This window comes from Desulfotomaculum sp., from assembly GCF_982386235.1.
Window position 1 is genome coordinate 50,532 of the sequence record NZ_CEVWQM010000014.1, and the last position, 25,551, is coordinate 76,082.

Annotated in this window: 26 protein-coding genes and 1 riboswitch; of the genes, 25 read left to right on the forward strand and 1 reads right to left on the reverse strand. The window is 44.1% G+C overall.

Annotation, left to right across the window (positions count from 1 at the left end; translation table 11 throughout):
• Nucleotides 1–43 precede the first annotated feature (43 nt).
• The 14 genes from AC1U9Z_RS09910 (at nucleotide 44) to AC1U9Z_RS09975 (ending at nucleotide 12,460) form a co-directional block, all read left to right on the forward strand.
• Entirely contained in the window at nucleotides 44–544 is a 501-nt protein-coding gene (locus AC1U9Z_RS09910; RefSeq protein WP_333531253.1) for a YqeG family HAD IIIA-type phosphatase, read from the forward strand.
• Between the two features lie 50 nt (nucleotides 545–594).
• Nucleotides 595–1,476: a shikimate dehydrogenase gene (gene aroE, locus AC1U9Z_RS09915; RefSeq protein ID WP_479957297.1), complete on the forward strand. Its 882-nt coding sequence runs from the start codon at nucleotides 595–597 to the stop codon at nucleotides 1,474–1,476.
• A gap of 117 nt (nucleotides 1,477–1,593) precedes the next feature.
• Nucleotides 1,594–2,121, forward strand: coding sequence for a shikimate kinase (locus AC1U9Z_RS09920; protein ID WP_333531255.1), 528 nt, complete (start codon nucleotides 1,594–1,596; stop codon nucleotides 2,119–2,121).
• Entirely contained in the window at nucleotides 2,118–3,677 is a 1,560-nt protein-coding gene (locus tag AC1U9Z_RS09925) for a GspE/PulE family protein (RefSeq protein ID WP_479957298.1), read from the forward strand. Before AC1U9Z_RS09920 ends, AC1U9Z_RS09925 begins: the two co-directional genes overlap by 4 nt.
• 260 nt (nucleotides 3,678–3,937) lie before the next feature.
• Nucleotides 3,938–5,149 carry a type II secretion system F family protein gene (locus tag AC1U9Z_RS09930; RefSeq protein ID WP_479957299.1) on the forward strand — a complete coding sequence of 404 codons (1,212 nt, stop codon included), beginning with the start codon at nucleotides 3,938–3,940 and terminating at the stop codon, nucleotides 5,147–5,149.
• 26 nt (nucleotides 5,150–5,175) lie between these two features.
• The gene (locus AC1U9Z_RS09935; protein ID WP_479957300.1) at nucleotides 5,176–5,655 is read left to right on the forward strand and encodes a type II secretion system protein GspG; all 480 of its coding nucleotides are present in this window, start codon (nucleotides 5,176–5,178) and stop codon (nucleotides 5,653–5,655) included.
• The gene (locus AC1U9Z_RS09940; protein WP_479957301.1) at nucleotides 5,585–6,157 is read left to right on the forward strand and encodes a hypothetical protein; all 573 of its coding nucleotides are present in this window, start codon (nucleotides 5,585–5,587) and stop codon (nucleotides 6,155–6,157) included. The genes AC1U9Z_RS09935 and AC1U9Z_RS09940 overlap by 71 nt, the downstream gene beginning before the upstream one ends.
• A gap of 11 nt (nucleotides 6,158–6,168) precedes the next feature.
• Nucleotides 6,169–6,600, forward strand: a complete 432-nt coding sequence (locus tag AC1U9Z_RS09945) for a type IV pilus modification PilV family protein (protein ID WP_479957302.1) — start codon at nucleotides 6,169–6,171, stop codon at nucleotides 6,598–6,600.
• Nucleotides 6,564–7,202 (forward strand): PulJ/GspJ family protein, encoded by a 639-nt coding sequence (locus AC1U9Z_RS09950; protein WP_479957303.1) that lies wholly within the window; start codon nucleotides 6,564–6,566, stop codon nucleotides 7,200–7,202. The genes AC1U9Z_RS09945 and AC1U9Z_RS09950 overlap by 37 nt, the downstream gene beginning before the upstream one ends.
• 57 nt (nucleotides 7,203–7,259) lie before the next feature.
• Nucleotides 7,260–8,603, forward strand: coding sequence for a hypothetical protein (locus AC1U9Z_RS09955; RefSeq protein ID WP_479957304.1), 1,344 nt, complete (start codon nucleotides 7,260–7,262; stop codon nucleotides 8,601–8,603).
• A gap of 21 nt (nucleotides 8,604–8,624) precedes the next feature.
• A complete protein-coding gene (pilM, locus tag AC1U9Z_RS09960) occupies nucleotides 8,625–9,557 on the forward strand; it encodes a type IV pilus biogenesis protein PilM (protein ID WP_479957305.1) in 933 nt (310 codons plus the stop codon).
• On the forward strand, nucleotides 9,554–10,234 hold the full coding sequence (locus AC1U9Z_RS09965; protein WP_479957306.1) for a hypothetical protein: 681 nt from the start codon (nucleotides 9,554–9,556) through the stop codon (nucleotides 10,232–10,234). The genes pilM (AC1U9Z_RS09960) and AC1U9Z_RS09965 overlap by 4 nt, the downstream gene beginning before the upstream one ends.
• Before the next feature lie 64 nt (nucleotides 10,235–10,298).
• Entirely contained in the window at nucleotides 10,299–10,922 is a 624-nt protein-coding gene (gene pilO / locus AC1U9Z_RS09970) for a type 4a pilus biogenesis protein PilO (protein WP_479957307.1), read from the forward strand.
• Nucleotides 10,923–11,008: 86 nt separating this feature from the next.
• Complete coding sequence (locus AC1U9Z_RS09975) at nucleotides 11,009–12,460, forward strand: TldD/PmbA family protein (RefSeq protein ID WP_479957308.1); 1,452 nt, start codon at nucleotides 11,009–11,011, stop codon at nucleotides 12,458–12,460.
• A 42-nt stretch (nucleotides 12,461–12,502) separates the two neighbouring features.
• On the opposite strand, the gene AC1U9Z_RS09980 is transcribed toward AC1U9Z_RS09975, so the two are convergent.
• Entirely contained in the window at nucleotides 12,503–13,063 is a 561-nt protein-coding gene (locus AC1U9Z_RS09980) for a Uma2 family endonuclease (protein ID WP_333531267.1), read from the reverse strand.
• A 185-nt stretch (nucleotides 13,064–13,248) separates the two neighbouring features.
• A riboswitch (cyclic di-GMP riboswitch) is annotated at nucleotides 13,249–13,332 on the forward strand.
• 77 nt (nucleotides 13,333–13,409) lie between these two features.
• Here AC1U9Z_RS09980 and AC1U9Z_RS09985 point away from each other — a divergent pair.
• The 11 genes from AC1U9Z_RS09985 (at nucleotide 13,410) to AC1U9Z_RS10035 (ending at nucleotide 25,542) form a co-directional block, all read left to right on the forward strand.
• Nucleotides 13,410–15,086 carry a GspE/PulE family protein gene (locus AC1U9Z_RS09985; RefSeq protein ID WP_479957309.1) on the forward strand — a complete coding sequence of 559 codons (1,677 nt, stop codon included), beginning with the start codon at nucleotides 13,410–13,412 and terminating at the stop codon, nucleotides 15,084–15,086.
• A complete protein-coding gene (locus tag AC1U9Z_RS09990; protein ID WP_479957310.1) occupies nucleotides 15,086–16,168 on the forward strand; it encodes a type IV pilus twitching motility protein PilT in 1,083 nt (360 codons plus the stop codon). The genes AC1U9Z_RS09985 and AC1U9Z_RS09990 overlap by 1 nt, the downstream gene beginning before the upstream one ends.
• Before the next feature lie 134 nt (nucleotides 16,169–16,302).
• Nucleotides 16,303–17,505, forward strand: coding sequence for a type II secretion system F family protein (locus AC1U9Z_RS09995; RefSeq protein ID WP_479957311.1), 1,203 nt, complete (start codon nucleotides 16,303–16,305; stop codon nucleotides 17,503–17,505).
• 114 nt (nucleotides 17,506–17,619) lie between these two features.
• Nucleotides 17,620–18,663 carry a type IV pilus biogenesis protein PilM gene (gene pilM, locus AC1U9Z_RS10000; protein ID WP_479957312.1) on the forward strand — a complete coding sequence of 348 codons (1,044 nt, stop codon included), beginning with the start codon at nucleotides 17,620–17,622 and terminating at the stop codon, nucleotides 18,661–18,663.
• A 4-nt stretch (nucleotides 18,664–18,667) separates the two neighbouring features.
• Nucleotides 18,668–19,384 carry a PilN domain-containing protein gene (locus AC1U9Z_RS10005; RefSeq protein ID WP_479957313.1) on the forward strand — a complete coding sequence of 239 codons (717 nt, stop codon included), beginning with the start codon at nucleotides 18,668–18,670 and terminating at the stop codon, nucleotides 19,382–19,384.
• A gap of 2 nt (nucleotides 19,385–19,386) precedes the next feature.
• Nucleotides 19,387–19,920, forward strand: a complete 534-nt coding sequence (locus AC1U9Z_RS10010; RefSeq protein WP_333531273.1) for a type IV pilus inner membrane component PilO — start codon at nucleotides 19,387–19,389, stop codon at nucleotides 19,918–19,920.
• Between the two features lie 42 nt (nucleotides 19,921–19,962).
• Nucleotides 19,963–20,595, forward strand: coding sequence for a hypothetical protein (locus tag AC1U9Z_RS10015; RefSeq protein ID WP_479957314.1), 633 nt, complete (start codon nucleotides 19,963–19,965; stop codon nucleotides 20,593–20,595).
• Nucleotides 20,596–20,699: 104 nt separating this feature from the next.
• Nucleotides 20,700–21,806 (forward strand): hypothetical protein, encoded by a 1,107-nt coding sequence (locus tag AC1U9Z_RS10020; protein ID WP_479957315.1) that lies wholly within the window; start codon nucleotides 20,700–20,702, stop codon nucleotides 21,804–21,806.
• Between the two features lie 32 nt (nucleotides 21,807–21,838).
• Nucleotides 21,839–22,243, forward strand: coding sequence for a type II secretion system protein (locus AC1U9Z_RS10025; protein ID WP_479957316.1), 405 nt, complete (start codon nucleotides 21,839–21,841; stop codon nucleotides 22,241–22,243).
• 996 nt (nucleotides 22,244–23,239) lie between these two features.
• On the forward strand, nucleotides 23,240–25,081 hold the full coding sequence (locus AC1U9Z_RS10030) for a hypothetical protein (RefSeq protein ID WP_479957317.1): 1,842 nt from the start codon (nucleotides 23,240–23,242) through the stop codon (nucleotides 25,079–25,081).
• Nucleotides 25,069–25,542 (forward strand): type IV pilus modification PilV family protein, encoded by a 474-nt coding sequence (locus AC1U9Z_RS10035; protein WP_479957318.1) that lies wholly within the window; start codon nucleotides 25,069–25,071, stop codon nucleotides 25,540–25,542. The genes AC1U9Z_RS10030 and AC1U9Z_RS10035 overlap by 13 nt, the downstream gene beginning before the upstream one ends.
• Nucleotides 25,543–25,551 lie beyond the last annotated feature (9 nt).

Genomic DNA, 25,551 nt, shown 5'->3' on the forward strand with positions numbered 1-25,551 from the left:
GCAGAGCATACGATTGCAAAAAATATGTAAAATGGGGGAAATCATGTTATCAAAGCTTTATCCCAAGCTATATGTACCCTCCTTGTTTGATATTGATATTCGTCATCTAAAAAAACAAGGTATCAAAGCTATCCTATTTGATATTGACAATACATTAATCCCCTGGGACAGCAAGGATCTAGACCCGAAAATTGAAAAATGGTTTCGCAGCTTGATTGATCAGGGATTTAAGGTTTGTTTTGTATCCAATAATAATGAAAAAAGAGTGAATGCCCTTACAGGCTCCTTAAAGGTACCAGGAGTACATAAAGCAGCAAAACCGCGCCGTAAAGGGTTAAGGCGGGCACTGGATTTGCTGGGAGCCAGTATACAAGAAACTGCCTTGGTGGGGGATCAAGTTTTTACCGATGTTTTAGCAGGTAACCGCCTGGGCTTATATACCATTCTGGTGGCCCCTTTGTCTGGTAAAGAATTTATTGGAACCAGGGTCAATCGAAAACTGGAGAAGCTAGTTTTGGGACGTATTAAAACAGGGCGAGACTAAATACTGCTTGGTCAGAGGCCAAGCTTTTCTCACATCTAGGAGGGGGATTTATGGAAGCTCCTAAAATTAATGGAAGCACCCGTGTATGTGGCTTATTTGGTTATCCGGTGGAGCACTCCTTTTCCCCGGCTATGCATAATGAAGCCTTTGGTCACTTAGGTTTAAACTGGGTTTACCTACCTTTTTTAGTTCATACAGATCATATAAAGCAGGCGGTGGACAGTATTGTCTCTTTAAATATTGTTGGTGTCAATGTAACTGTTCCCCATAAACAAAGTGTGTTACCCTTCTTGGATGAGCTGGAACCAGCTGCAAAGCTGATCGGTGCGGTTAATACCATTGTCAACCATCATGGCAAATTGATTGGCTACAATACGGATGGAAGGGGCTTTGTACAGTCTCTGGCCAGTGAAGCCAATTTTCAACCCCAGGGTAAAAGAGCAATATTAATTGGTGTCGGGGGAGCTGCCCGGGCTGTGGCGATACAATTGGCACTTGCAGGTGTCAAGGCACTGGATATAACCAACCGCAGCCAGGAGAAAGCGGCAGCATTGGCTTGTCAGATTAACCAGGCTGCTGCCACCACTGTCAATACCATCCCCTGGGAAAGCAATGAATTGGAGCAAAGTGTAGCAACGGCGGATTTGGTGATACAGGCAACCCCCCTTGGCATGGCACCTCAGGTTGATCAGGTTCCGCCATTTCCTTTTCAGGCCTTAACACCTCAACACCTGGTGTGTGATTTGATCTATAATCCGGATCAAACAAGATTCCTTAGAGAAGCTGCTGCCCAGGGTAGTAGAACGATGAACGGTTTAGGGATGTTACTTTACCAGGGAGTTTTGGCCTTTCAATTATGGACAGGTTTAAAGGCTCCCGTTGAGATCATGAGGCAGGGGTTACAGCAGCAGCTTGCCAAGATAGGAGGGTGATTTAGGTTGCGCTTTCTGACAGTTGGCGAATCCCACGGGCTGTTTTTGGCAGTCCTCGTGGAGGGGAATGGTGAAAGACTTAACCACTGGAGACAGTGGATTAGGCAGGTGTAAATTATGAAGAATATTGTGTTAGTGGGTTTTATGGGTTCTGGAAAAAGTTCAACTGGTCGACGCCTGGCCCGTAAGCTTGGCTATGATTTTATAGATACGGACTACGCCATAGAGGAAGTTACTGGACTTACAGTGGAACAAATCTTTGTTAAACATGGTGTGAAACGCTTTCGGGGCGAGGAAGCATTATTGGTAAGTAAATTAACAAACAGAGAAAACCTGGTTATAGCCACTGGCGGCGGTCTGGTACTTAATCCGCAAAATATTGAAAAGCTTAAAATCAATGGTATTTTTATTTGCCTGCAGGCTTCTCCTGAAACGATCTGCAAAAGAGTGAGAAATAAAAGAACACGCCCTTTGTTGGCCCGGGGAAATTTAAGAGAAAAGGTCATGAAGCTGCTGGAGGAACGGCAAAATGCCTATCAAATGGCGGATTATACAGTTAATACGGATAATTTAGATCCCGAGGCCATTGTTGACATAATATACCAATACCTTTTGGAAAGAGGTGCCATTGGTGAGAACCATTGATTGGTGATATTTTAGTTGAAAAGGGTGTCATTAACTCACAGCAACTTCGGGAAGCCTTAAATTGCCAGGGGCAAGCATCTGATTCTGTTATCAATCTACAGGAGATTGATCAAAGTCTCTTAAAGATGTTCCAAGAACATGTCCTGCGCAGATATAAAATATTTCCCCTTGAGAAAAAAGACTGCAAATTAACAGTGGCCATGGCGGAACCGGCCAATGTCATTGCCATTGATGATTTAAAAGTAATATCCAATTGTGAGATTGTTCCAGTGAAGGCCCAGGAGCATCTTATTGAGTTAGCCATTGACCACTTCTTTGATCGTTATAAGAAGGAACTTTTGCTTAGGGAAATAAAGCCAGTTTGGCTTCAGGAAGAAAATAAAGAAATCCCCATTATACAGTTAGTTTACCAAATTATAAACCGGGCCATTGATCAAGGGGCCAGTGACATTCACATAGAACCCTTGGAAATGAGGGTAAGGGTGAGGTACCGCATTGACGGCATATTAATGACGGCTATGGAATTAGCTTCGGAAGTTGAAAGGTCCGTGGTTTCCAGAATTAAGATCATGTCACAGTTGGATATTGCGGAAAAGCGATTGCCCCAGGATGGCCGTATTCAATATGAGAAAGAAAACTGGCAGTACGATTTAAGGGTTTCTACCATGCCCACTGTCTACGGAGAAAAGGTCGTAATTCGGATTTTAAATTCAGATAGCCTAAAAAGATTTAATATTGACCAACTTAGTTTTTCCCCCCATAATCTGGGACGCTTTCGCCAATGTCTAAGGGCTTCTAGTGGTATGGTGTTAATTACTGGGCCAACTGGCTGCGGTAAAACAACAACCCTCTATGCCGTATTAAATGAACTAAATAATGAAGGAAGTAATTTTAGCACCATCGAAGACCCGATTGAATACCGCTTAGAGGGTGTCAATCAAACCCAGGTCAATGTAAAGGCTGGGATGACCTTTGCTTTGGGGTTAAGGGCCCTTTTGCGACAGGATCCAGATATTATTATGGTGGGAGAGATAAGGGATCAGGAGACCGCTGAAATTGCCAGCAATGCATCCGATACGGGGCATTTGGTGCTATCGACCTTACATACCAATGATGCCTTAAGTGCCCTAGACCGGCTGATCCACATGGGTTTGCCATCCTTTCAGGTAGCCTCCTCTGTTCTGGGGGTGGTATCCCAACGCTTGGTTCGTAAACTTTGTCCCTTTTGCCGGGAGGAATACCTGCCAGAAATTAATTCCCCGGAGTATCTTTTCCTCAGGGACACTCCCTGGCAAGGCAGCTTATTTTACAAACCGGAGGGTTGTGTACGCTGCAACCACATTGGCTATCGGGGTCGCATGGCGATTCACGAGGTGCTTCGGGTAGATAATACCCTTCGAACCTTGTTAGTGGAAAGGTTTCCCCTTGATACCATGAGAAAGGCAGCCGCTCAAGGAGGGATGACTACCCTGAAAATTGATGGCCTGGAAAAGGCCCTGCAGGGTTTAACCAGTATCCAAGAGATTATACGGGTGGCTTATTCTGAGGATCGTTAAGCAGTTAAGGAACAGTCCAAGGCACCAAAAGAAGATGAGAAACTTTGAAGAAGTTCGAAAACGTGTGACCAGAGGTCAGCCTGTCATCCTGAGCGGTGGCGAAGGATTTTAACGACACTAGGTGCCTGGCAGTGTCGAATGAAGAAAAAATTAAAAATAAATTCCTGCGCAGGCAGGAATTTATTGCTTTTTGTTGAAATGCAGGTTAAATTGTAAATATTTTTCAATTTTTTAAAATTCTGTAGGTGATTCTTTTGCCTTTGTTTTTTAAGTTTATGGCCAAGGATTACACGGGAAATCCGGTTCAAGGTGAGATCAAAGCTGCCCATAAATATGCAGCGATCAAACTTTTGAGAAGTAAAAGGCTTTTTGTTACGGAGATAAGGCAAATTGCCCATGCAGATACCCCCTTGGGTAAAATTCCAATATTTCCAGGGCGGGTAGGTATCAAGGAGTTAGCCCTATTTTCTCGGCAATTTGCTACCTTGCACAGCTCCGGCTTACCGATTACCCAAAGTATTGATATATTAATAAAACAGACAGGGCAAAGGGCTTTAAAAAGCTGCCTAAAGGATATTGCCGAAAGCCTGCAGGCTGGTAATTCCCTGGGGCAAGCCCTGGCAAAACACAAGGCATTTTTCCCAGCCTTTTTTATCAGCATGATCGAAGCTGGTGAAATGAGTGGTTCTCTGGATCAGGTACTTCACCGTCTGGCTGGTTATTTTGAAAGTTCCCATGAATTAATGGCTAAGTTTAAAACGGCCATTGCCTATCCCCTGTTTGTCATGGCGATGTCCATGTTTACCATTGGCTGTATTTTCATATTTGTCCTTCCTACCTTTGCACAAATTATCATCGATTTACAAGCTCCGGTTACCATGCCCACCTTTATTATTCTTCAACTTAGTGAATGGCTGCAAAAAAGTTGGTATTTATTAATATTACTGCCGCTTATGTTAGGGGCACTTTATAAAAAAATTAGCCACAGTCCTCGGTACAAAGTGGCATTTGATCACTTCATCTTGCACATTCCCGTTTACGGCACCATTATCAAACAGATCCATATTGTTCGGATATGCAGAACCCTGGCTATCCTTTTGGAAAGCGGCATTACCCTGATGACGGGTTTAGAAATGATCCAGTCGCAAACCCAAAATACAGCTTATAAGGAGGTCATCTCCCAGACGATCGAAAGTCTGAAAGCAGGAAATGGCTTATCCCTACCCTTAAAGGGTAGCCCCTACTTCCCGCCCATGGTCAGCAATATGATAGAGGTTGGGGAAGAGACGGGTAAATTAGACGCTGCATTAAAAAGGATTACAGACTTTTATGAAAGGGAAGTTTACCGATCCATGACCCGCCTGACCACATTAATGGAGCCGATCTTAATCTGTCTGGTGGGAGGGATTGTCGGCCTGATCATGATCGCTATGCTAATGCCTATTTTTAGCATCATGGACTCAATCCAGTAGTTTATATAGATAAAGGGGGTTCCGTTTTGAAAGAATTAAAAAACATGCGGGGTTTTACGATGATTGAGGTATTGGTGGTGGTAACCATGATTGGCATCCTGGCAACTATATTTGTCCCTAAAATAACGAATCAACTGGATAAACCCAGGAAAACCCGGGCGATAATTGAGATAAAAACGATGAAAAATGCACTGGATATTTATTATGCGGAAAATAACAGCTATCCAACCGATGCAAAGGGTATTGCGGAGGTTATGGAAGAACATGGCGTACTTGGCGGGAAGTTTGGCACAGACAAAGCGTTAGACCCCTGGGGCAAGGCCTATTATCTTTCAATAGAAAGTCAAAAATATACCATTTGGTCCCAAGGGCCAAAGGAAAATGAATTAGCAGACAATATTCTTGCCAAACACGACGATACAGAGATTTATGGTAATGAAGAAGAGGAAGCAATGCCAACAGACCATGTTTATGCCAGCAACAAGAAGGCCCCGTCGGAACCCTAGACAAGTTATGCAGAATTTCGCTTTAATAAAAAAGATGGGTAATTTTGGCGCAAAGGCTTTTACCCTAGTAGAAGTAATTATTTCCCTTCTCTTTATTGCTATAATCTTAGCCATAGCATTTCCAAAGCTCAACAACATCTTAGCCCACTACCAAACCATTACCACCGTGCGTAATCTTGTCTCCGATATTCAATATACCCAACAACTAGCCACTAAAAGTGAGGATGCCTATGCTTCCTATGAAATTGAATTTAAACCATTCCAAGAACAATACCTGATCAAACATGGCAACCAAATATTAAGCACCGTGAACTTTCCGCCAGAGGTGGATTTAGTGGATACAAACCTGAGTCAACAGGGTATGAGAGAATATTTAACCTTTACAATTCAGGGTAACCCCCAAAGGGCGGGCACCATAACCATCCAAAACCGAAAATCAGGGAAAGGTTATTTCATACATATCACAGTGTTAACAGGCAGGGTTAGAGTAGCCACTACCTAGGGGGGAAGGCCATGGCAGGTCAAAGGGGGATTAATCAAATCAAAGGCTTTTCGTTAATAGAAGTACTGGTTGTTATGTTCATTTTAATGCTGGTTTTATTGCCCGTGTATACAACCATATTTCAAACAAACCGCGCTAATATAGAAAACCAAGGGAAATTAACGGCCCTGCATCTAGCTAAGGCCAAAATAGAAGAAATAAAGGCTTTGGGTTGGCTGGAATTTAAGGCCTTGTACCTAGCGGATCCTGCTTATCCAACGGAAATAGAGCCGCTGCCCTTTGGTCCTGAGTATATGGTCGATCCCCAGCGGGATTTTACCTATCGAGTGAAAGTATGGCCAGGGGAAACAAATCTAAGCTATACCATAGAAGCAACGGTGTATTATAAGGAAGCAGGAAAAGAAAAATGGCAGACCCTTTACACCGAAAAATGCCGCCGATGATGCTAAGAAAGATCCTAAACCACAGAGGATTTAGTCTTATCGAAGTAATGATTGCCATGGTTATCTTGGTGTTGGTTGTCAATGCTGCCTACGGATTGCTGTTAAGCAGCCTGTCCTCCTACCATCGCCTGAGCCGTGACAGTGATGACTTGGCCCAAATGAGAATTGCCATGAACCGCTTGGAAAGGGAACTAAGGGAAGCCCGCTGGCTAACCACCAACACCAGTCCTACCGTACTAAAGTTTCGTCTGCCCAACCACATGACCGATGCCAACAAACGAATACCGATCACCTATGCCAGGGATAAGATGATCTCCTATTATGTTAAGAACGGTGAACTGCTTCGCCGTATCTATGACATTCCTGCCAGTGGCTTTGATGGTGCAACACCCAACCGGGGCGATCCACCGGGCCGCTTGAATGAAGGGGTTAATATCATTGCCCGCAATATCCAATCCCTGGAACTGACCTATTTTCCCATAGAAACACCGGACCATTCTTATAAAACAACTGTAAGAATTACCCTTAGGGGCCAAGCCTCCGGGGCCAAACCCATTATATTAACCTCAACGATCCACCTAAGGTCTCAGAAGGGATGGTGAAACCATCTGAGAACCAAATTATCCAATTCAAGGGGCCAGGCACTCATCTTTGTCAGTATGCTGCTACTGCTGTTAAGTATTGTCTGCGCCGCAGCACTTAAACTGATGCAGAACGAAAAACTTACCCTGAGGGGTTCAGAGGAAGAATTACAGGCCTACTATCGGGCAGAGGCAGCCATGGAAAAGGTATTTTCCATTGTTAAAGACAACGCTGTGGTTATAGAACGATTTACCTTCAACAAAACCTACGGCAGGTACGAGTTGGAAAGTTTACAAAAAACACTGTCTGGTAAGGATGCGGCCAGCATTGCTTCTTTAAGAACGATCCCCAACCTGAATATTACCAAAACCTCTGCCAGCAGCAATGTCTGCCAGCTTAGGGTTGAAGTATCAGCAGAATATTACGATGCTAAAAAATCCTTGGTAGCAAATATTAAAGTAGGTTTACCTTTGAATCGTTTCCAGGGAATTTTTGTCCAAGCCTCTCCTGACATCCAAAATAACGCCAGCCTGCAAACCCCTCTCTATATCCTAAATGATGTTCAATGTCAACCAGTGGGCACCTTTGGCCAAAACATTTATATCAAAGGCAATTGTCTTCTTCAGCCAGGTACTGATTTAACAACGGACACATTAAAAATTTTGGGTAACGTAACCCTGGCCAGCGGTGCTCAAATGAAGGGAGAATTACAGGCCAAAGGAGATCTTTTAATAAATGGAGATATTTTGGGCGGACCGGTCAGAAGCGAGGGTCATGTTATCGTGGAGGAGGGTCATGTTGGTAGCCCCCTTGTTTTGGAGGATGGCAATATAGCCTGGGATGGGTATATTTATGCCGGCAAAACCATCTCTCCGGAAACCTCCTCACAGTTTGGTCAGGCCTATGCCAATCAGCCACAGATCATAAACCACAGCTTTTTGGAATATCCAAACATGGATCTAAATTGGTATGGCAAGAATTGTGATTCCTTTTATGCTGGGGATCAAGTCCTGCGGGCAGAGGACTTAACCGAAGGGATTCATTATATTCAGGGGAATGTTACCCTTACGGGACTTTATCAGGGAAATATAACCCTTATTTCCTCTGGGATGGTTACCATTGCCGCTGGCGCAAGTCTGCGAGCAGCAAATGCAGCAAAGGACTCCCTTTTCATCCTGGCCAGGGAGAAGGTTCTCGTGGAAAGTCAAGCTCAGGTTGATGCCTTGGTCTATACCGCTGGGACCATGCAGTTGGCTAACCAGGCGAGGTTGGCTGGGGCTGTTATTTGTCAAGAGTTTATTTGCCATGGTGCAGCAGTCGTTAGCCAACCGATCCTGAACAATATTCACCCTACCTGGACCACTACAGAAATTGAAATCCTTTCCTGGCAAGAAAAATACCCGGTATTTCCCAAGAATTAGAGGTATGAGGAGTATATAAAAGTGAAGATATTTTTCCGGCATCTTTTTAAACAAAGCCCTTGCCTAAGGGCAGTGGATATCGGAACCTATGAAATAAAGCTCATTGAGCTAAGAATGAGTAGAGGTGTTCCCCGGATTCATAAATATGCCAGTATAGCAACGCCTCCCCCCAGAGAAGGTACGTTAGCTGAGGAGGCAATAGCCCAGGTCCTTGCCAGCTTAACCGAATTGGCAGGTGTTAAAGGCAAGGAGGTAATCACAGCCATATCGGGTGCCAGGGTGATTACCAGGCAAATTAAAATACCATTTATGGAGGAGCGGGATTTAGAGGATACTGTAAAGTCCGAGGCTGCGCGGCATATTCCTTTGCCGGTGGAAGACCTGACTCTGCGTTATGTAAAGCTAGGCCAGGAAAAGGAGGAAGGTACGGACCAACTTAACATCATGTTGATTGCTGTTCCCACGGCCCTGGTGGAACAATATTACCACATCTTTTTCATGGCAGGCTTGACCCTTAAGGCCATTGATTTGCAAGCCTTTGGACTTTGGCGGTTATTTGGCAGACCTGCCAGTCCCAGCATACTGGCAATTTTTGATATTGGTTTAACCTATTCTCAGGTTTTAGTGCTGCAAGCGGGGGAGATAAAATTTCTCAGGGGCATTACCCTTGGCAGCAATGCCGGCATTCATAATCTGGCATTGGAACTAAAAAGATCCTTAGACTACTATTGCGGACAAAGGGCGGAAGAAACAATCGAAAGGGTCATTCTAACCGGCGGCGGTTCTAAGATAAAGGGTGTGGAATCATATCTAAGCAATAGCTGTGGGATACCCATTAAGGTGGAGATACCCACCTGTTGGCAGGTCTATGGTAAAAAAGCGGCCCAAGATTTACCCTATGATCCTTCCTACGCAGTTCCCTTGGGTCTGGCCCTAAGGGAGGTAGACGTGTGAAGTATCAGGTAAATCTCTTGCCTCCCTATCTGGAACCACAACAACCAACAAATTATGGCAAAAAGCTGTTTTTAACCACTTTAGCCGGCCTCTTACTTTTATTGCTTTTCATTGCTTATGGAATTTTTTATACCAAGCTCACCCTACTGCAAAGACAAGTGGATCGGGAAACAGTGGCGTTGTCTGAGCTTCAGGAAAAAACGAAGTCCCTGCAAAATTTAATAGCCAGCAACAAAATGAAAGAAGAACAATTCCTAGCCCTTTCCCAACTAGCTCAAAATCCTTTGCGCTGGTATGACCTGCTGCGTGAGATACCTCTGGCGTTGCCAATGGATACTTGGCTTACGGGCATTGAGATAAAGAAGGTAGAGAATATTTCCAGTGAAGAAGGATTTGTCTCAGCTATTCTGGGCAACCAGGGCAAAACCACAGCCCAGGAGATTCCCCCAAAAGAGTCAAAGGAAACGGTCATCAACACCCCTCCGTCCCCGCCGGTGCCTAATATACTGTATATTTATGGTGCCTGTTGGGTTATGGGCTCTGTGGGTGTGCTGGTGGATAACCTGAGCCAACTACCCCACTTCCAAAATGTCAAATTGGTGGAGGCAAAATATGATCGGCAAAGGGGAATGATAAAATTTGAACTGGTGGCCCAAATTAAAACCGCTCAGTCCTAGGGAGAGGATATGGCTCCTAAGCCTCCTTAGTTTACTGCTGTGCCTGGGTTTTTATAGGCTGGTATTGGAAAAACAAATAAATCAATATTTCGATCTGGAAACCAGGCTGCAAGGTACTCAGCAAGAGTTAGCCAAGGCCAGCAAGGTTTTAGCAGAGGAGAAAAAGCAAAGGGAACTGGCTGTGGCAGTGGATAATAAACTTAAGCCAATGATTTCTTTGGTTGATACCCGTCTACACAAAGGGGACGCTCTGGCCTACTTAAATTGGCAGGCCGATCAAAATCACACCCACCTGCAAGATCTCAAACCTTTGCAGGTAGTGGATAAAAAGCATTATTTAGAAATGCCCTTTACCCTAAAGGTTCAGGGCACCTACCAGGATGTTGTTAACTATATTAAGGTGCTAGAAAGCTTACCTAATATTTCGGAAATACGCAGAGCAGAATTCCGTCCCCTGGATAAAGAAGTCCGTGCTTTGGCAAGAGAAGCCATCATTACAGCAGAGCTAGACCTGGTTGTTTTTTCTGTTAAAGAAGGAACCAGAATTCTAGATGCAGGTAAAGAACTTTCCGAACGCTGGCAGGTCGGCCGGGATAATGCCTTTCAAGGTGTGGAACCTCTTTCGCCGCTGGAGGGTATGACCATACCCAATGGAGAGCCTTCCCTGGAGGAACTAATTGGCAATTAGTGAAATATAATATAAAATGTACACATAGATTCAATTTAATAGGTAGAAACTAGAAAGAAGTATAGGGATTACAGGAGGGACCCAGTTTGGTTGATAAAAACGGTTTAAAAGAGGTCTTAGGTGTTGCCCTGTCCAATGGCGGCGACTTTGCTGATGTTTTTATAGAAGAGAAACAAAGCATTGGTATCGGCATGGAGGCTGGCAAAATCGAGCGGGTTTATTCTGGCTTGGATGCCGGAGCGGGTATTCGGGTGTTATCCGGGGAGGTTACAGCCTATGCCTATACCAATGACCTGACGAAGGATGGTCTACTGGAGGCGGCCAAAATAGTCAGTCATGCCGCCAAGGGAAGCAAAAAAGACCTTAACCTGGACTTAACTTCAATTAAGCCCCTGGTTAATTTTGAAATTAAAACCCGGCCGGAAAGTGTGCCCACCACCACCAAAGTGGATTTAGTGAAAAGGGTGGAAAGGGCCGCCAGGGCTGTGGATAAGGATAAGATTAAGCAGGTTATCGTTGGCTACGGCGATACCGTACAAAAGGTAACCATTGCCAACACCGAGGGGACCTTTGTGGAGGATGAAAGAATCCGTACCAGGCTAGTTGTCAATGTGGTTGCTTCAGAGAATAATGTCATCCAGACAGGCTATGATGCCATCGGCAGTCATGCTGGTTTTGAATTGTTTGAGCAGTATAACCCCGAGGAATTTGCCCAGGTTGCCGCCCAGCGTGCAGTGAATATGCTTGAGGCAGTACCGGCACCTTCCGGTAAAATGCCTGTGGTAATGGCCGGGGAAGCTGGCGGCACCATGGTTCACGAAGCCTGTGGTCACGGCCTGGAAGCAGATTTGGAGCAAAGGGAACTGTCTGTTTACACCAACAAAAAAGGCCAACAGGTGGCCAATGAATTGGTTACAGTGGTGGATGATGCCACCATAACCAACCGTTACGGTTCCTACCGCTTTGATGATGAAGGGGTGCCCTCCCGGAAAGTTACACTGATTGAAAAGGGCATCCTGACCGATTACCTGTATGATCACCTGACAGCCGCCAAAGAGGGCCGGGAATCCAACGGCCATGGCCGCCGGGAATCCTATCAACACAAACCCATTCCCCGCATGGGCAATACCTACATTGCCCCAGGCAAAGAGGACCCAGAGAAAATTATCAAAGACTACAAAAGCGGCCTGTTGGTCAAAAAAATGGGCGGTGGTCAGGTCAATACCACCACCGGGGATTTTGTCTTTGATGTGGCAGAGGGTTATTTAATTAAAGATGGAGAAATCGGCCAAATGGTGCGGGGAGCAACCCTCACTGGCAACGGCCCGGAAGTTCTGCGCATGGTAGAAAGGGTTGGTTCCGATCTGGGCTTCACCATTGGCACCTGCGGCAAAGACGGCCAAGGGGCCCCTGTATCTGACGCCCAACCAACCATGGCCATTAAGGAACTGGTTGTAGGCGGCACAGCCCACAGTGATGAGGATAATAAACTTAGCCGCAAATTGGATGAAGGCTTTGGGAAGATCAGAAGAATATAGAATCGTTAAGGACGGCTCAGGCCGTCCTTAAAAGTTTACTTATCATGGTGTTATGATTTCAAATATTTTAGTTAATTCAAGCTGAAGGCCAGGAAAAAGAGTGGAAGTTAAAAGGGTTTCCTCACTAAAGACGCCAGCTTTTTGTAAATCACTGTCACCCTGAGTAAAGGTTTCAATGAGTCGGTTATCAGGGTCAACAATCCAATATTCTCTAACACCATGGGCAAAATAAAGCCTTCTTTTATCGAAGCGGTCACGCTTAATGGTTGAGGGGGAGAGTACCTCTACGACTAAATCAGGTGCACCTTGAATATTTAGTTTTTTAATAATAGAAAGCCGTTCTTTCGTAATATAGAGGATATCCGGTTGAAGTATATTGTGATTGTCAAATACCACATCTGTGGGAGCAGTAAAAACTTCCCCAATGCCATTTTCATAGACAAAACTATTTAAAATAGTGTACAGTCGTCCTACCACCCTTTGATGATTCACACTTGGCGAAGGTACCACAAATAACTCCCCTTCCAAAAGTTCATACTGTTCTTGACCATTTAATCCCATGTAATCTTCATAGGTATACAGCTTCTGGCTGACCTTCCTCATCTCGTTCACCTGCCTTAAAATTTAAGACCTAATATGCTTTGCAATATTTTAACACACCAATCCTATTTTACAAATAATTGGAAAAGCATCAACTGGCTAATTTTTTTATTTATAAGCATTCTAAAAAGGATATTGTTGACAAAAAGAGAATAATTATAAAACACATTAGATCTTTGTAGTATATTAAATAATAGGGGCATACTTCGCGAAAGTGAAGGACGCAAAGCTTCGGGCCTAAAGACCCAGTCCATGGCAGCCGGGTTGCCTTAGGATATTTAACGAAACCTAAGTTTAAGTACTGGTGGTTTCGTTTTTTGCGTTAATAAAAAGGAAACAGGAGAGGTCTATGAAGTTTACGCGGGGTTTTTTAGGAACATGGTTAGTTAATGAAGGTATTATCACCCAGAAACAGTTGGAGGATGCCCTGGAATATCAAAGGCAAAACCCGGAAAAGACCGGGGTTTTAGGCAAGGCTTTGGTACATTTGGGTTATTGCTCCGAGGATGATATAGCAAGGATTATCGCCAAGCAGGCAGGGGTTCCCTTTGTCTCTTTGGAGAAATACAACATCGACCCGGCAGCGATTACGACCGTTTCAGTTGATGCGATGAAACGCTACCGAGCATTTCCCATTGGCTTTAATAATGGCAAACTGTTGGTGGCCATGCAAAAACCCACGGATATTGTTGCCATTGATAATATACGTTCCTTAACAGGTCTTGATGTTATGCCCGTGTTTTCTCCGGATAGTGAACTGGATGTGGCCATTGAAAAATACAGCCGGGAAGCCCTGGGATTTAATAAGGTAGAAGAAGAAACGCCACAGCTTGAAGAACTTACAGAAAACATAGATGACGACCAAAAACCAGCTGTGCAGTTGGCTAACCTGATTTTATCCCAGGCTGTGGCTGCTAAGGCCAGCGATGTCCATATTGAGAGATATGAAAAACGTATGAGGGTGCGCTTTAGGATTGATGGTGTATTGCATGATATTATGGAACCGCCGGTAAAGATGCATGCCACCCTGGTATCCCGCCTTAAAGTAATGGCCAATCTGGATATAGCCGATCGCAGGGTACCCCAGGACGGGCGGATGTCCCTTAGAATTGAAGGAAGACCCATCGATATTCGTGTGGCTACCTTACCAACTGGTTATGGTGAAAGGTTAACCATGCGCCTGTTGGATGGTTCAGCTAGGGTGATTAGTCTGGAAGAACTTGGTGTAGCAACAAAAATACTTGAAAAATACCGCGATCTTCTAAAATTACCCTATGGTTTCATTTTAGTAACAGGCCCCACCGGCAGCGGCAAAAGCACCACTCTATACGCCAGTCTCAACTCCCTTGATCGGGTTAGTAAAAATGTCATTACCATTGAAGATCCTGTGGAATATCGAATGGAGGGGGTTAATCAAATTCAAATTAATCCCCAGGCAGGGCTTACCTTTGCCTCGGGTCTTCGCTCTATCCTGAGAAATGACCCGGATATTATTATGGTGGGTGAGGTTCGCGATCATGAAACTGCCAAAATTGCCATTGAATCAGCCATGACTGGCCATATGGTTCTGGCCACCTTACATACCAATGATGCCCCCGGTGCCATCACCCGATTAACTGAAATGGGCGTTGAACCTTTTCTGATTGCTTCATCCCTCGTATGTGTTTTAGCCCAGCGCTTGGCCAGGGTGCTTTGTCCCCATTGTAAAGAAAAGATTCAGTTAGCCAGGGAAGATTTGGCCAAGATTCCTGATTTCCCCTTTGAGGCTGGCGAAGATCGGATTACCCTATATAAGCCAAAGGGCTGTATGAGGTGCAGCAACACTGGCTTCCGTGGCAGAGTAGGTATCTACGAACTATTATTTGTTACCGAGAAAATTCAACGCCTGGCCCTGGCCAAGGCCTCAGCCAAAGAAATAACCAAGGCTGCTTTGGCTGAGGGTATGGTTGTTTTGAGACAAGATGGTTTGTTAAAGGTAAAACAAGGTATTACTTCTTTGGAAGAAGTATTAAGGGTGGTCGTATAATGGAAAACAGAAAGGTACCGGATATTAATGAAATATTAATACGTACCGTAGGGATGAATGGTTCGGACCTGCACTTAAACGTGGGAACCCAGCCGGCAGTTCGTGTTTATGGTGAACTGGTACGGATGGAAGATGTACCCAAACTGATGCCAAAGGATATCGAAAATATCATTTACCCTATTCTCCAGCCCCATCACCGGGAACAATTGGGGAAGGAATGGGAATTGGATTTTTCTTACTCTATTCCGGGCATTAGCCGTTTCCGCGGCAATATCATGTGGCAAAGAGGAACCCTGGCTGTTAACTTCCGGGTGGTAGCCATTAATATCCCCAAGCTTGCTGATTTAGGTTTGCCGCCAACGGTTAAGGAATTCTCCCGGCTGCCCAGGGGGCTAGTGCTGGTAACCGGGCCCACTGGCAGTGGTAAATCCACTACCCTGGCCTCAATTATTGATTTAATCAACGAGGAAAGAAGCTTAAATATTGTAACCATCGAAAATCCCATTGAATTTTTGCACAGTCATAAAAAATCCATTGTCAAGCAGCGGGAGGTGGGCATTGATACCCATTCCTTTGGTAATGCCCTAAGACATGTGCTGCGCCATGATCCGGATGTTATTTTAGTGGGAGAAATGCGTGATCTGGAAAGTATCTCCATTGCTCTTACCGCTGCAGAAACAGGACACCTGGTATTTTCAACCCTGCATACCCAAACAGCCACCCTGGCTGTAAATCGTATCGTCGATGTGTTTTCTGACAGCATGCGCAGCCAAATCAGACAGCAGTTGGCAGACTCCCTGCAGGCGGTCGTTGCCCAGCAACTAATGCCCAGGACAGACGGTAAAGGAAGAACCATCGCAGTGGAACTTTTACTCACCAACCCCGCCGTCAGAAATTTAATTCGCGAAGGGAAGGAACACCAACTTTACACGGTTATGCAAACCTCTCGCAACAGCGGTATGCAGACCATGGATCAAGCCCTGGCCAACCTTTGCCTAACAGGAAAAATTAGCCGCAATATGGCCCTCGAACGCTGTGTTGACAAAATCGAACTAGAACGTGCCCTAAACAGAGGGTTTTAGTTTGTTAGCAGAAAGCAGAAAACCTAGGTGCCAGGCTTTTGCCGTAGAAAAAGCCTGCAAACCAAGCTAACCATACAAGCGAGCAAGGGCCTGGCGCCGTCGAACATAACCCAATTAACAAAGCAGGTGGAAAAATGCCTTTATATTCCTACGAAGCAATGGATAAACTTGGCAACCTAATTGAAGGAAAATTAGAGGCAGAGGACCAATGGTCTGTGGCTTCCCGTCTCAATAAGATGGGTTACACACCCTTGGAAGTGGAAGAACTAAAGGAGTCAGCTCTGAAAACCTCCTTTGGCAGGCGTAAAGTTAAAATCGGTGAACTAGCCTTTTTCAGCCGCCAACTGTCAGCCATGCTTTCGGCAGGCATTCCTTTAACCCGTTGCCTTTATACCCTCAGCGAGCAAAGCAGCAACCCTTTGCTGGCCAATTGTGCCGGTGAAGTGGCTGCTAAGGTGGAGAGCGGTATTAGTTTTTCCGAGGCCCTAAGTTCACATAAAAATATTTTTTCCGACATGTACATTGAAATGGTCAAAGCCGGGGAACTGAGTGGGTCCCTAAACGAGATTTTAACCAGGCTATCCCTCCAACTGGAGAAGGATAAGCTGCTCAAAGATAGTTTAAAGGCTGCTACTTTTTACCCTTCTGTGGTTCTAACCTTCGCAGCTCTAGTAGTTATCGCCATGATGTTTTTTGTGGTGCCAATTTTTATTGGTATGTTCCCCCCGGGTATGGAATTGCCCCTGCCCACTAAAATTGTGGTGGCATTCAGTGATTCCCTGCGGAGCTACTGGTATCTTCATGCCCTGGGTTTTGTCCTGACCATTCTGGGAATTAAAATCTATTTGGGCAGTGAATTAGGCCGTAAAACCTGGGATGAAATTAAATTTCGACTGCCCATTTTCGGAGAACTTTTTAAAAAGGCCACCATTGCCCGCTTCTGTCGCATGTTGGCGACACTGCTTGGTGGCGGTATCCCGGTTTTGCAGGCCCTGGAATCTGCCGGGCCATCCTCCGGCAGCAGGCAGGTAACAGAGGCCATCCGCTTGACAGGCACCCGAATTCAAGAAGGGCAGAGTATTGCCACACCATTGAAGGAAAGCAAATTCTTTCCCCCCATGGTCATAAATATGGTTGCAGTGGGTGAGGAAACGGGTCAACTGTCTGCCCTGCTGGGCAGAGTGGCTGATTTCTACGAAGAAGAAGTGGCCACCATGACCAAAGGCCTCTCCTCCATCCTGGAACCACTATTATTGATTATAGTGGGCATTACCATCGGAGCCATCGTCATAGCCATTTATCTGCCAATATTTAGCGTGGTAACTTCTGTGGGCTAATCGACGTCTATTAATTAAGCCGTGAGCTGAATATGCCTCAGGCCCATGGCCTAGATGGCTTCCGAAAAAACACCAAAAAAGCTGAAGGCTGATGACAAAAAGAGAGGTCATCCTATGAGATTTTTCAAACCCGCCAATGCAGTTGGCTTAGAAATAGACACCGGAACCATTAGGGTGGTGGAGTTAAAGGGAACCCTGCGCTCCGCCGCACTGGTTACAGCCGGGCAAATTGATCTGCCAGACCAGGCTGTGGTAGATGGCATTGTCGTTGATGTACAAACAGTGGCCCAGGCCATCAAGGATTTATGGGAAAGGCTTAATATCAGCAGTCGCGAAGTGGTATTGGGCATTACCAATCACGGTGTCTTTATGCGCTATACGAACTTCCCCAAACTACCAGACAAAAAACTGGCCCAGGCGCTGCGCTTCCATGCCGGGGAATATTTTCCCATCGATAATACCCAACTGGTTTTTGACTATGCCCTTCTTGGTGAAGATATCGAGGGAAAAAACATCCAGCTAAAAGTATTAATGGTCGGTGTGAGAAAAGATTTGTTGGATATCAGCCTAAGAACCCTGGAGGCTGCCAATTTGCAGCCCAAAGTGGTGGATGTTTCCTACCTTGCCTTACTAAGAACCCTGAACAAAGGGCAGCTTTCAGATAGCGTTGTTCTGGTAGACCTAGCCAATGGTCTTACCTCCATTCAACTGATCAATAAAGGGATACCGCACTTTGCCAGAATAATCTCCCATTCCCTGCAAACCTATTCCCGTGAGGTTAATCTTCCTCTGACGGACCAAGACCTAACGGCCCGTGCCCTGGTGGCAGCGGTCAGGGATACTGATTCAGAAGGGTATAACGATAGCCTTGCTGAGGACTGGAGTACCACGCTGGCCAATGAAATTCGTTCCTCGGTTAGTTATTATTTAGCCCAGGCCGATGCTGGTTCAGTGGAAACGGTTATTCTCAGCGGCAGAGGGGCCCTAATTCCCGGACTCGGGGCACACTTGCAAGAGGAACTGGGGGTAACGGTAGAGGTGTTGGACCCTTTGGAAAATTTGCAGCAAACTCTGCTAAGTGATGGACTAGGATTTCCCGAGCTAGATGCGGCCTTCGCTTCTTGTCTAGGTCTGGCTCTTCGGGGATTGGGGGCATAGGTAGATGGACATTAGGATAAATTTACTACCCCCAGAAATAAAGTATCAGTTAGAGCAAAGAAAAAAGCGGCAAAAAATAATGATGCTAGCCGCAGTCATCTTCGTGCTGTTTATTTGTCTAGCGGTGGGGCTGCAAATAGCAAAGGAAAAAGTTAATAGGGATATTGCGAAGTTACAGCAACAAAAGATGCTTTTAGAACAACAAGTAGCCACCCTCAAACCCTATGCAGAACTTCAAGCCAAGAAAGAACAGGTGGACAACCGTGTTAAGAAAGCCATGGGCACCTCGCCTGACTACCCTTCACTGCTGGAGGGGATTGGCTTATATCTGCCGCCCAATATTTGGCTGGAGGATTTTTCAACCAACCTCAGTAAAAACAGTGGTAAGAATGAACTCCAGGATAATGAAATGTTAAATAAAGTGAATCAAGTGACAGAGGCTGTGGCGGGCAAGGTTCCAGAGAATGTAAATCAAGTAGCCAGCAAAGAAAAACAAGTGGTATCCTACGGGGAAGTGATGCTCCGGGGCTATGCCTTAAATAATTTTGCCGTGGCCAATTGGCTTAAGGAACTGGCAAAGTTCCCCCAGCTAACGGATATTCGCTTACAGTCCACAGCCGAGAGGGAAAACGCCGGGGATATATTCACCACCTTTGAAATCAGGGCTTCTTTAGCAGAGCCCAAAGATAAAAAGTCAGCCGGCCAAAGGGCGGGTGAGTAATTATGAAAAAAAAGGGACAAAAAAATTACCTTTCTATTTTTTTAGTAATGATAGCCGGTGTCCTCATGCTATTCTTTATCCATCATCAGCTAATGTCATTGACCGAGGCCCGACAGGAGGCCGCAGCCTTAGGGGAAAACCTGTCGCAAACGAATGTACAAATTCAGTCACTGGTAAAGCTTCAGAACCAAGCAGTTGATATGCAGGAACAAATAGATAAATTGGCACAGGTTATGCCTGAGGAACCATTGGAAGATTTGCTAATTGGTGATTTACAGATCAAAGCCAGCAGCCATGATCTGCAACTGGTGCAAGTTTCCTTTGACCAATATGCTAGCCAAAAAGATTACGTGGAAATGCCCTTTAATATGACCCTTGAGGGACAATATTTGGACTTAATTTACTTTTTAAAGGATCTTCAAAGGGGACCCAGGGCCGTTCAGGTTAGGGGAATAAACATCACCAAGGTTGACCCTGACTTACCCTTGATCAAAATTGCGATATCTGCCTGTACCTTTTACACCAATAATAAGTAATGTAACAACCTAAAACTTGGCTCATTGGCCGGGGGGAAATATATGCAGAAGAAAAGCCTGAAAGACATAGAAATCAATAAAGAATTTTTTCGGCAAATATGGAAGAAGCTGAATGAAACAAAGGTTGAGGACATTCTCCCCTACTTCAAGAAAAACAAAGGGGCTGCCCTGGGGGGAATTTTACTGCTGGTATTTCTGTGCGGTGGTATCTATCTGGTTAAGTACAATATGGACGTCCTAAAATCCGGCAAGACAGGACAAACCACAGCAGTTTCCCCACCGGCAACTGTCGATCCTAAACTGCCTGTGTCCACCTTCCTGCCCCAGGAAAAAAGAACCCTTGACCAGACCACAACCATAAAGGACCCCTTTGCCAGCAAAATGAAGTTAAAGGGCATCATGACCGGCGGCGGGGGAACCAATCTGGCCATCATTGAGCTGGGCAACACCTCCTATATTGCCAAACCCGGAACAGAAATAAGCCAGGGGTTATTTGTGGAGGAAATAAGGCCGGATTTAGTGCTGCTAAAGTCCAAGGACGAAAGAATGTACCTGGAATTTGGCGGCAGAACCAAGACAGAGAAATTAAATACAGATAAGCAGAAATCCGAGGATCAGGAAAAGGAATCGGGACAGGAACCAGAACGGGACACCAAGACTGAACCACAAGAATAGTAATATTCTCATCAATACCAGGTGTCAACCCAGAACCCTAAGTGCCTGGAACCGCCGCATAGACGTTAATTTTCACAGATAGAAATAACAGAAGGGTGAGACGTATGCCCCTAAAACACATCCATGTTATCAAAAAGACATTATTGCTTACTTTTATGTTAACAATTTTCTCCTATACTGCTAATATAAGTGACTCCTTTGCAGACGGAACACCCTTGCCCCAGACAATGGATAACGACCTTCCCACCTTCACGGAGGCAGCCACCGACACTGTCATTCAAGGAGGATTCTCTCTTGATGTCAGAGGAGCAGACCTAAGGGATATCCTTTCTGCCCTGGCCATGAAAATGGGGGTAAATATCATCCTCCTGGGCACCGAACCCACAGCAATCGATTTCCAGGCCCAAAATATCTCCCCCAAGGGAGCCTTCGAGCTGCTTATCCAAGCCCAGGGTCTGGCCTATGTACAGAACGGCAACATTCTCATTGTCGGCACACCGGCAGATCTGGAAAAAGATTTTTATACCCAGATGATCTTAACCAGATTTGATACATATTATATTACCACCGATAAAGTACAACAGATGATCGCTGACCTCGGTGTACAAGGGGTCAAAAGCATTCTCGTAGACACCAACCCCCAAATCATCTGGGTCCAAGGCACAGCCCAGGCCCTGGATAAAGTTTACGAACTAATTGCCAATGTAGACGTGGAAGATGTCAAGGAGAAGCCCTTGGAGGAGCAGCAGGCTAGGTTTGTATATACACTAACTAACGTAGTGGCAGCGGATGCTGCGGCTCGTTTGGGGAAGTTTGGGTTTGAGGATGTTATCACCATTTCCACTGATGGTGATAGATACGGCCATGAATTGATGGTAATCTGCCCGAAAAAAATTGAAATCGAAGTAAAAACCGCTCTTAACAGCATCGACGGTACACGTAAGCGAACCAGGGCACCAATTCTAACAGCCAAAGGGAATTATGCCCACCAGGCCTTGGTTTCAGCCCGGGATGTCCTCAGCGAGATCAGCGGTGTTTCCTCTGGCAGCATGAATATTTCACGTAACCTTGGACCTAGCTCGGAACCAATTCATGTGCTGTGGGTAGAAGAGACGCCGGATAAGATTAGGATGTTGAAGGATTTGGTGACGGAGATGAAGTTGGAGGAAATTACCCAGGGGGGGGCGGATAAGAAGGACTCTGATAAGTGATAGGAATTGTTCTGCGAAAGGGGGTGAATTGGATGATGAAGATTGCGAAGGTGTTGAGGAATAGGAAAGGTTTTACTTTAGTGGAATTGATGGTGGTTGTGGTGATTATTGGTATATTGTCAGCTATTGCGGTGCCAGTGTATAACAATACTACAACAAAAGCGGAGAAAAGCGCAATACAAGCAAATTTAAGGACAATTGACGGTGCAATTATGACTGCAATATCTTCTGAGCCTGCTGCAAGTGTTGATACTAAAGCAGAAGTTAAGGCACTCTTAGAAAGTAAGTACTTGCAGAAATGGCCAACTAGCCCCGGAACCTATGAGGTTTCAGGAACAGATGGGGAAAGTAGTACTTATGCGGCACAGGTAACTATAACAGCCGCAAAAGAAGGTGGTATAGCCGCAGGTAGTTACACATTAAAAACCTTGCCATAAGTAAGGTGCAAGGTACCTTACTTGCACGGGGGAGTTTTTGCTCCTGACTTATGCCACAAAACCTCATAATAAATAATCCCCTGTCAAGTGCAAGCCAGGCAGGGGGTTATTTTAATATTTATACAATATAATAAATTGAGGTAACTAATTATTAAAACAGACTGGCAACAGGCTTGCCTAGCTAATTACTGAAGGACTACCCACTAATATTATAGTACCCAAAAGAATTTATTTACAGTATATGTCATAATATGCATTTACTAAAATGGATAATCACTAGGATCTTTAAAGTATGTCTCTATACCTTTAAATGCTACTTTCGAACCCCCATTAGTAACATAAAAACCATTTTTTGCTATTACTACTCCCTCAAAAGATGCCCCACCAAAGGTAACTGTTCCGTATGGGGCGAATAAAACTCCTGTAAGAGTTATCCATTCGCCCAGATTAATATCTCCCTTACTTACAATTATTACATTTTTATAAGTGGCAGATTTGCTAAAGGAATAACTATTTGCGAATATTTTAATTCCATTCGCTAAATTTCCACTCGATACATAAAAAGGGCAAAGGTACCCAGTGCCCCCAAAAATTCGACATTATAAAAGGTTAATATACTATTGCAAATAATTTCACCTTCTGTTAGGGAAAAGGTTAAAGACGGGTTACAGCAACTACCATCATATATAAAAAAATCCCTTTTATCCCCAAGTGCTAAAGCAGCCTAAGCTGTCAATACAAATAGTTAAGTCATGCTGATGCTAGGCTATTCCTAAGCTTCAGGGTTATTTTGTTGTTGGAAAGTTAAGTTAGCAAAATTAACATATTGTTATTTAAAATAATGCTATACTTAAATTACTAAACCTTTTATGTGAATATAATGAAATGAAAAAAGAAAAGGAATGAATGGTAAGTGCCCGATCTTTTGGAGTATTAAGGATATGATTTGTGGCATGTCAATATTTTTGATTTTTGAATTAAAACGGGGTAGTTTCTTTGAAGGGAGATTATGTCACTATGCTTAGAATCATAAAGTCTGAGAAGGGTTTTGGAATGATAATGACCATGATAGTTGTGTTTGTTGCTACAGTTTTAGGAGTAACACTTTATCAGGTTGGAACTAAAGATGTTATGAGTGTTGAGCGAGATGAAAATATTGCACAGGCTTATTATTACGCTAGATCAGGGGTAGAAGTTGCTATTGGCCTTATTATGGAAAATATCAATCAGAATGAGGACTACCAACCTACAGGGGAATATTTATATGGTAAGCTTGGCGATGAATCGTTTTCAAATCAATCAACTGACGATTATAATATAAAGTTTAAAATTATGAGGGATGAAGATGAAGATCCCAGTAATGATAATTTTTATATTGAATCTATTGGCATAGTTAGACAGGGAGGAGCCGAGGGAGCTCAGATAGCGGCAAACGATTTGGGTTTTGTAATTTCATTGGAAAACCTTAGGAAGGGAAATGCAGGGGGTGTAGGCGGAGACGGAGGCAGTGGCGAGCCGTTGGCTTTGTTTTCAAGCGAAGGTATAAAATTTACAGGTAGTGCCGGAATTAGTGGTCATGTAATTACCAATACTGAAGTAGCCAAGACAGTTGAGTTTAATAATGACAAAGTATTTATAAAGGATGGCGATTTATATATTGGCCCAAATGCAGATAAAAAGAAGGTAATATTTTACGGAGGTGGAGGAGCGGAGAAGAAGAATATACCCGATGGTAGTATTCTTAAGCTTGGGGAGATTAGGCAATTTCCTTTACCTGATTTTCCAGACCCCTCTGTGAAATTAGACTTGCCTTATAAAGGTACCTTGACAACGAATCAAGGTGCTATCTCGGGTAGAGTTTATACAACTGATGGTGTTGGGGTTGATGGAGTAAAAATCTATATCAGTCCAAGTATACCAGGTAATATAGCAAAAACAAGCGTTATAACAAACAATGGAAAATGGGCTTCTTATGCGGGAAATGATAATGATCCTGGTAAACAAATGGGCACAGTTATAATAACACCGATCAAGGCAGGTTATGATTTCAATCCTCAGTCCATCAAGGTTACCGGACCACATAGTGAAATAAACTTCATAGCTACCCCGAATGCCAATACAAAGGTAACAATGTTAGAGGATCCGAACCTAAAGTGGGGTTATGAAATTGAGCAGGGAGACTATGATGAGATAAGAGTTACTGATAGCAGAAGAATATACATTGACATGAAAAGAGGCACAAGAGTAGTACGTGTCAATAAACTTAGTATAGAGCAAGGGAATATAGACTTAGCAAACGTATCTGATAATGGGAAGTTAATATTTATTGTGAATGAAACTTTTACTTTAACTGGCAGCAGTAAGGTTAATGATGGCGGGGCTGTTGATAATGTGGTTATGTATTATAAAGGAAGCAAAGATATTAGTGCTGCTGGTTCCACGAAGTTCGTTGGTTCAGTTTTTGTTGAGACCGCCAAAATAACAGGAGGAGGATGCGTAGGTTTCGTAGGGGATATAATTTCCAAGGGAAATAATATCTCCTACTTGGAATGGACAAATAATGAACCTTATCCGAGGATAATATATGCTCCTAATGCGTATTTAGATATGAGTAATGGATCTGGAAGGACAAAAGGAACTGTTATTGTTAGAAAATGTGATCTTGGCGGGGGTGGCTCCCCGAATAACCCAAGAATACTATCGAATAACGAACTTGATACAAGATTCTTTAATTCTCTGATCTGGTCAGAAGATCCACCTTCACTTCTAACTAAAGGGACAGTACAAGAGGAACTTGTTGACAATAACTGGCGGGTGAGAGGGCAATGGTCAAACTAAATAACATGATAAACAATATGTTGATAAGATACCAGAAAGGTTTCACACTGATTGAACTATTAGTTTCTTTAGCTATACTATCAATAGTCATTGGTGCTTTCACGAGTCTCATTGGTTGGAACTTCTTTAGTATATCTAATTCAGGGATTAAAAGTGAGGCTATTGCTAAAGCAATGGAGAAAACCGATCAGTTGTATGCTGTGGTTTGGAACGATGATAATCCAGAAGATGCTATGAAAAGTATAAATGGATGGGTTTCTTGTGATGATTTATTTATAGACAGTTCGAGATCAAAGGAATTGGTTTTTTGCTTTAAAAAATATGATGAAGATACCCCAAAAATCGTCAATGATGCTGGTGTAACAAAAGAGATTCAGGGTTATGATATTTCTGTTGTTGTTTTTTACCAGGAAGGAAAGTATTTTGTTAAGCTTGATTCTTTTATTAAAATAGATAAATAGATTAAAAAA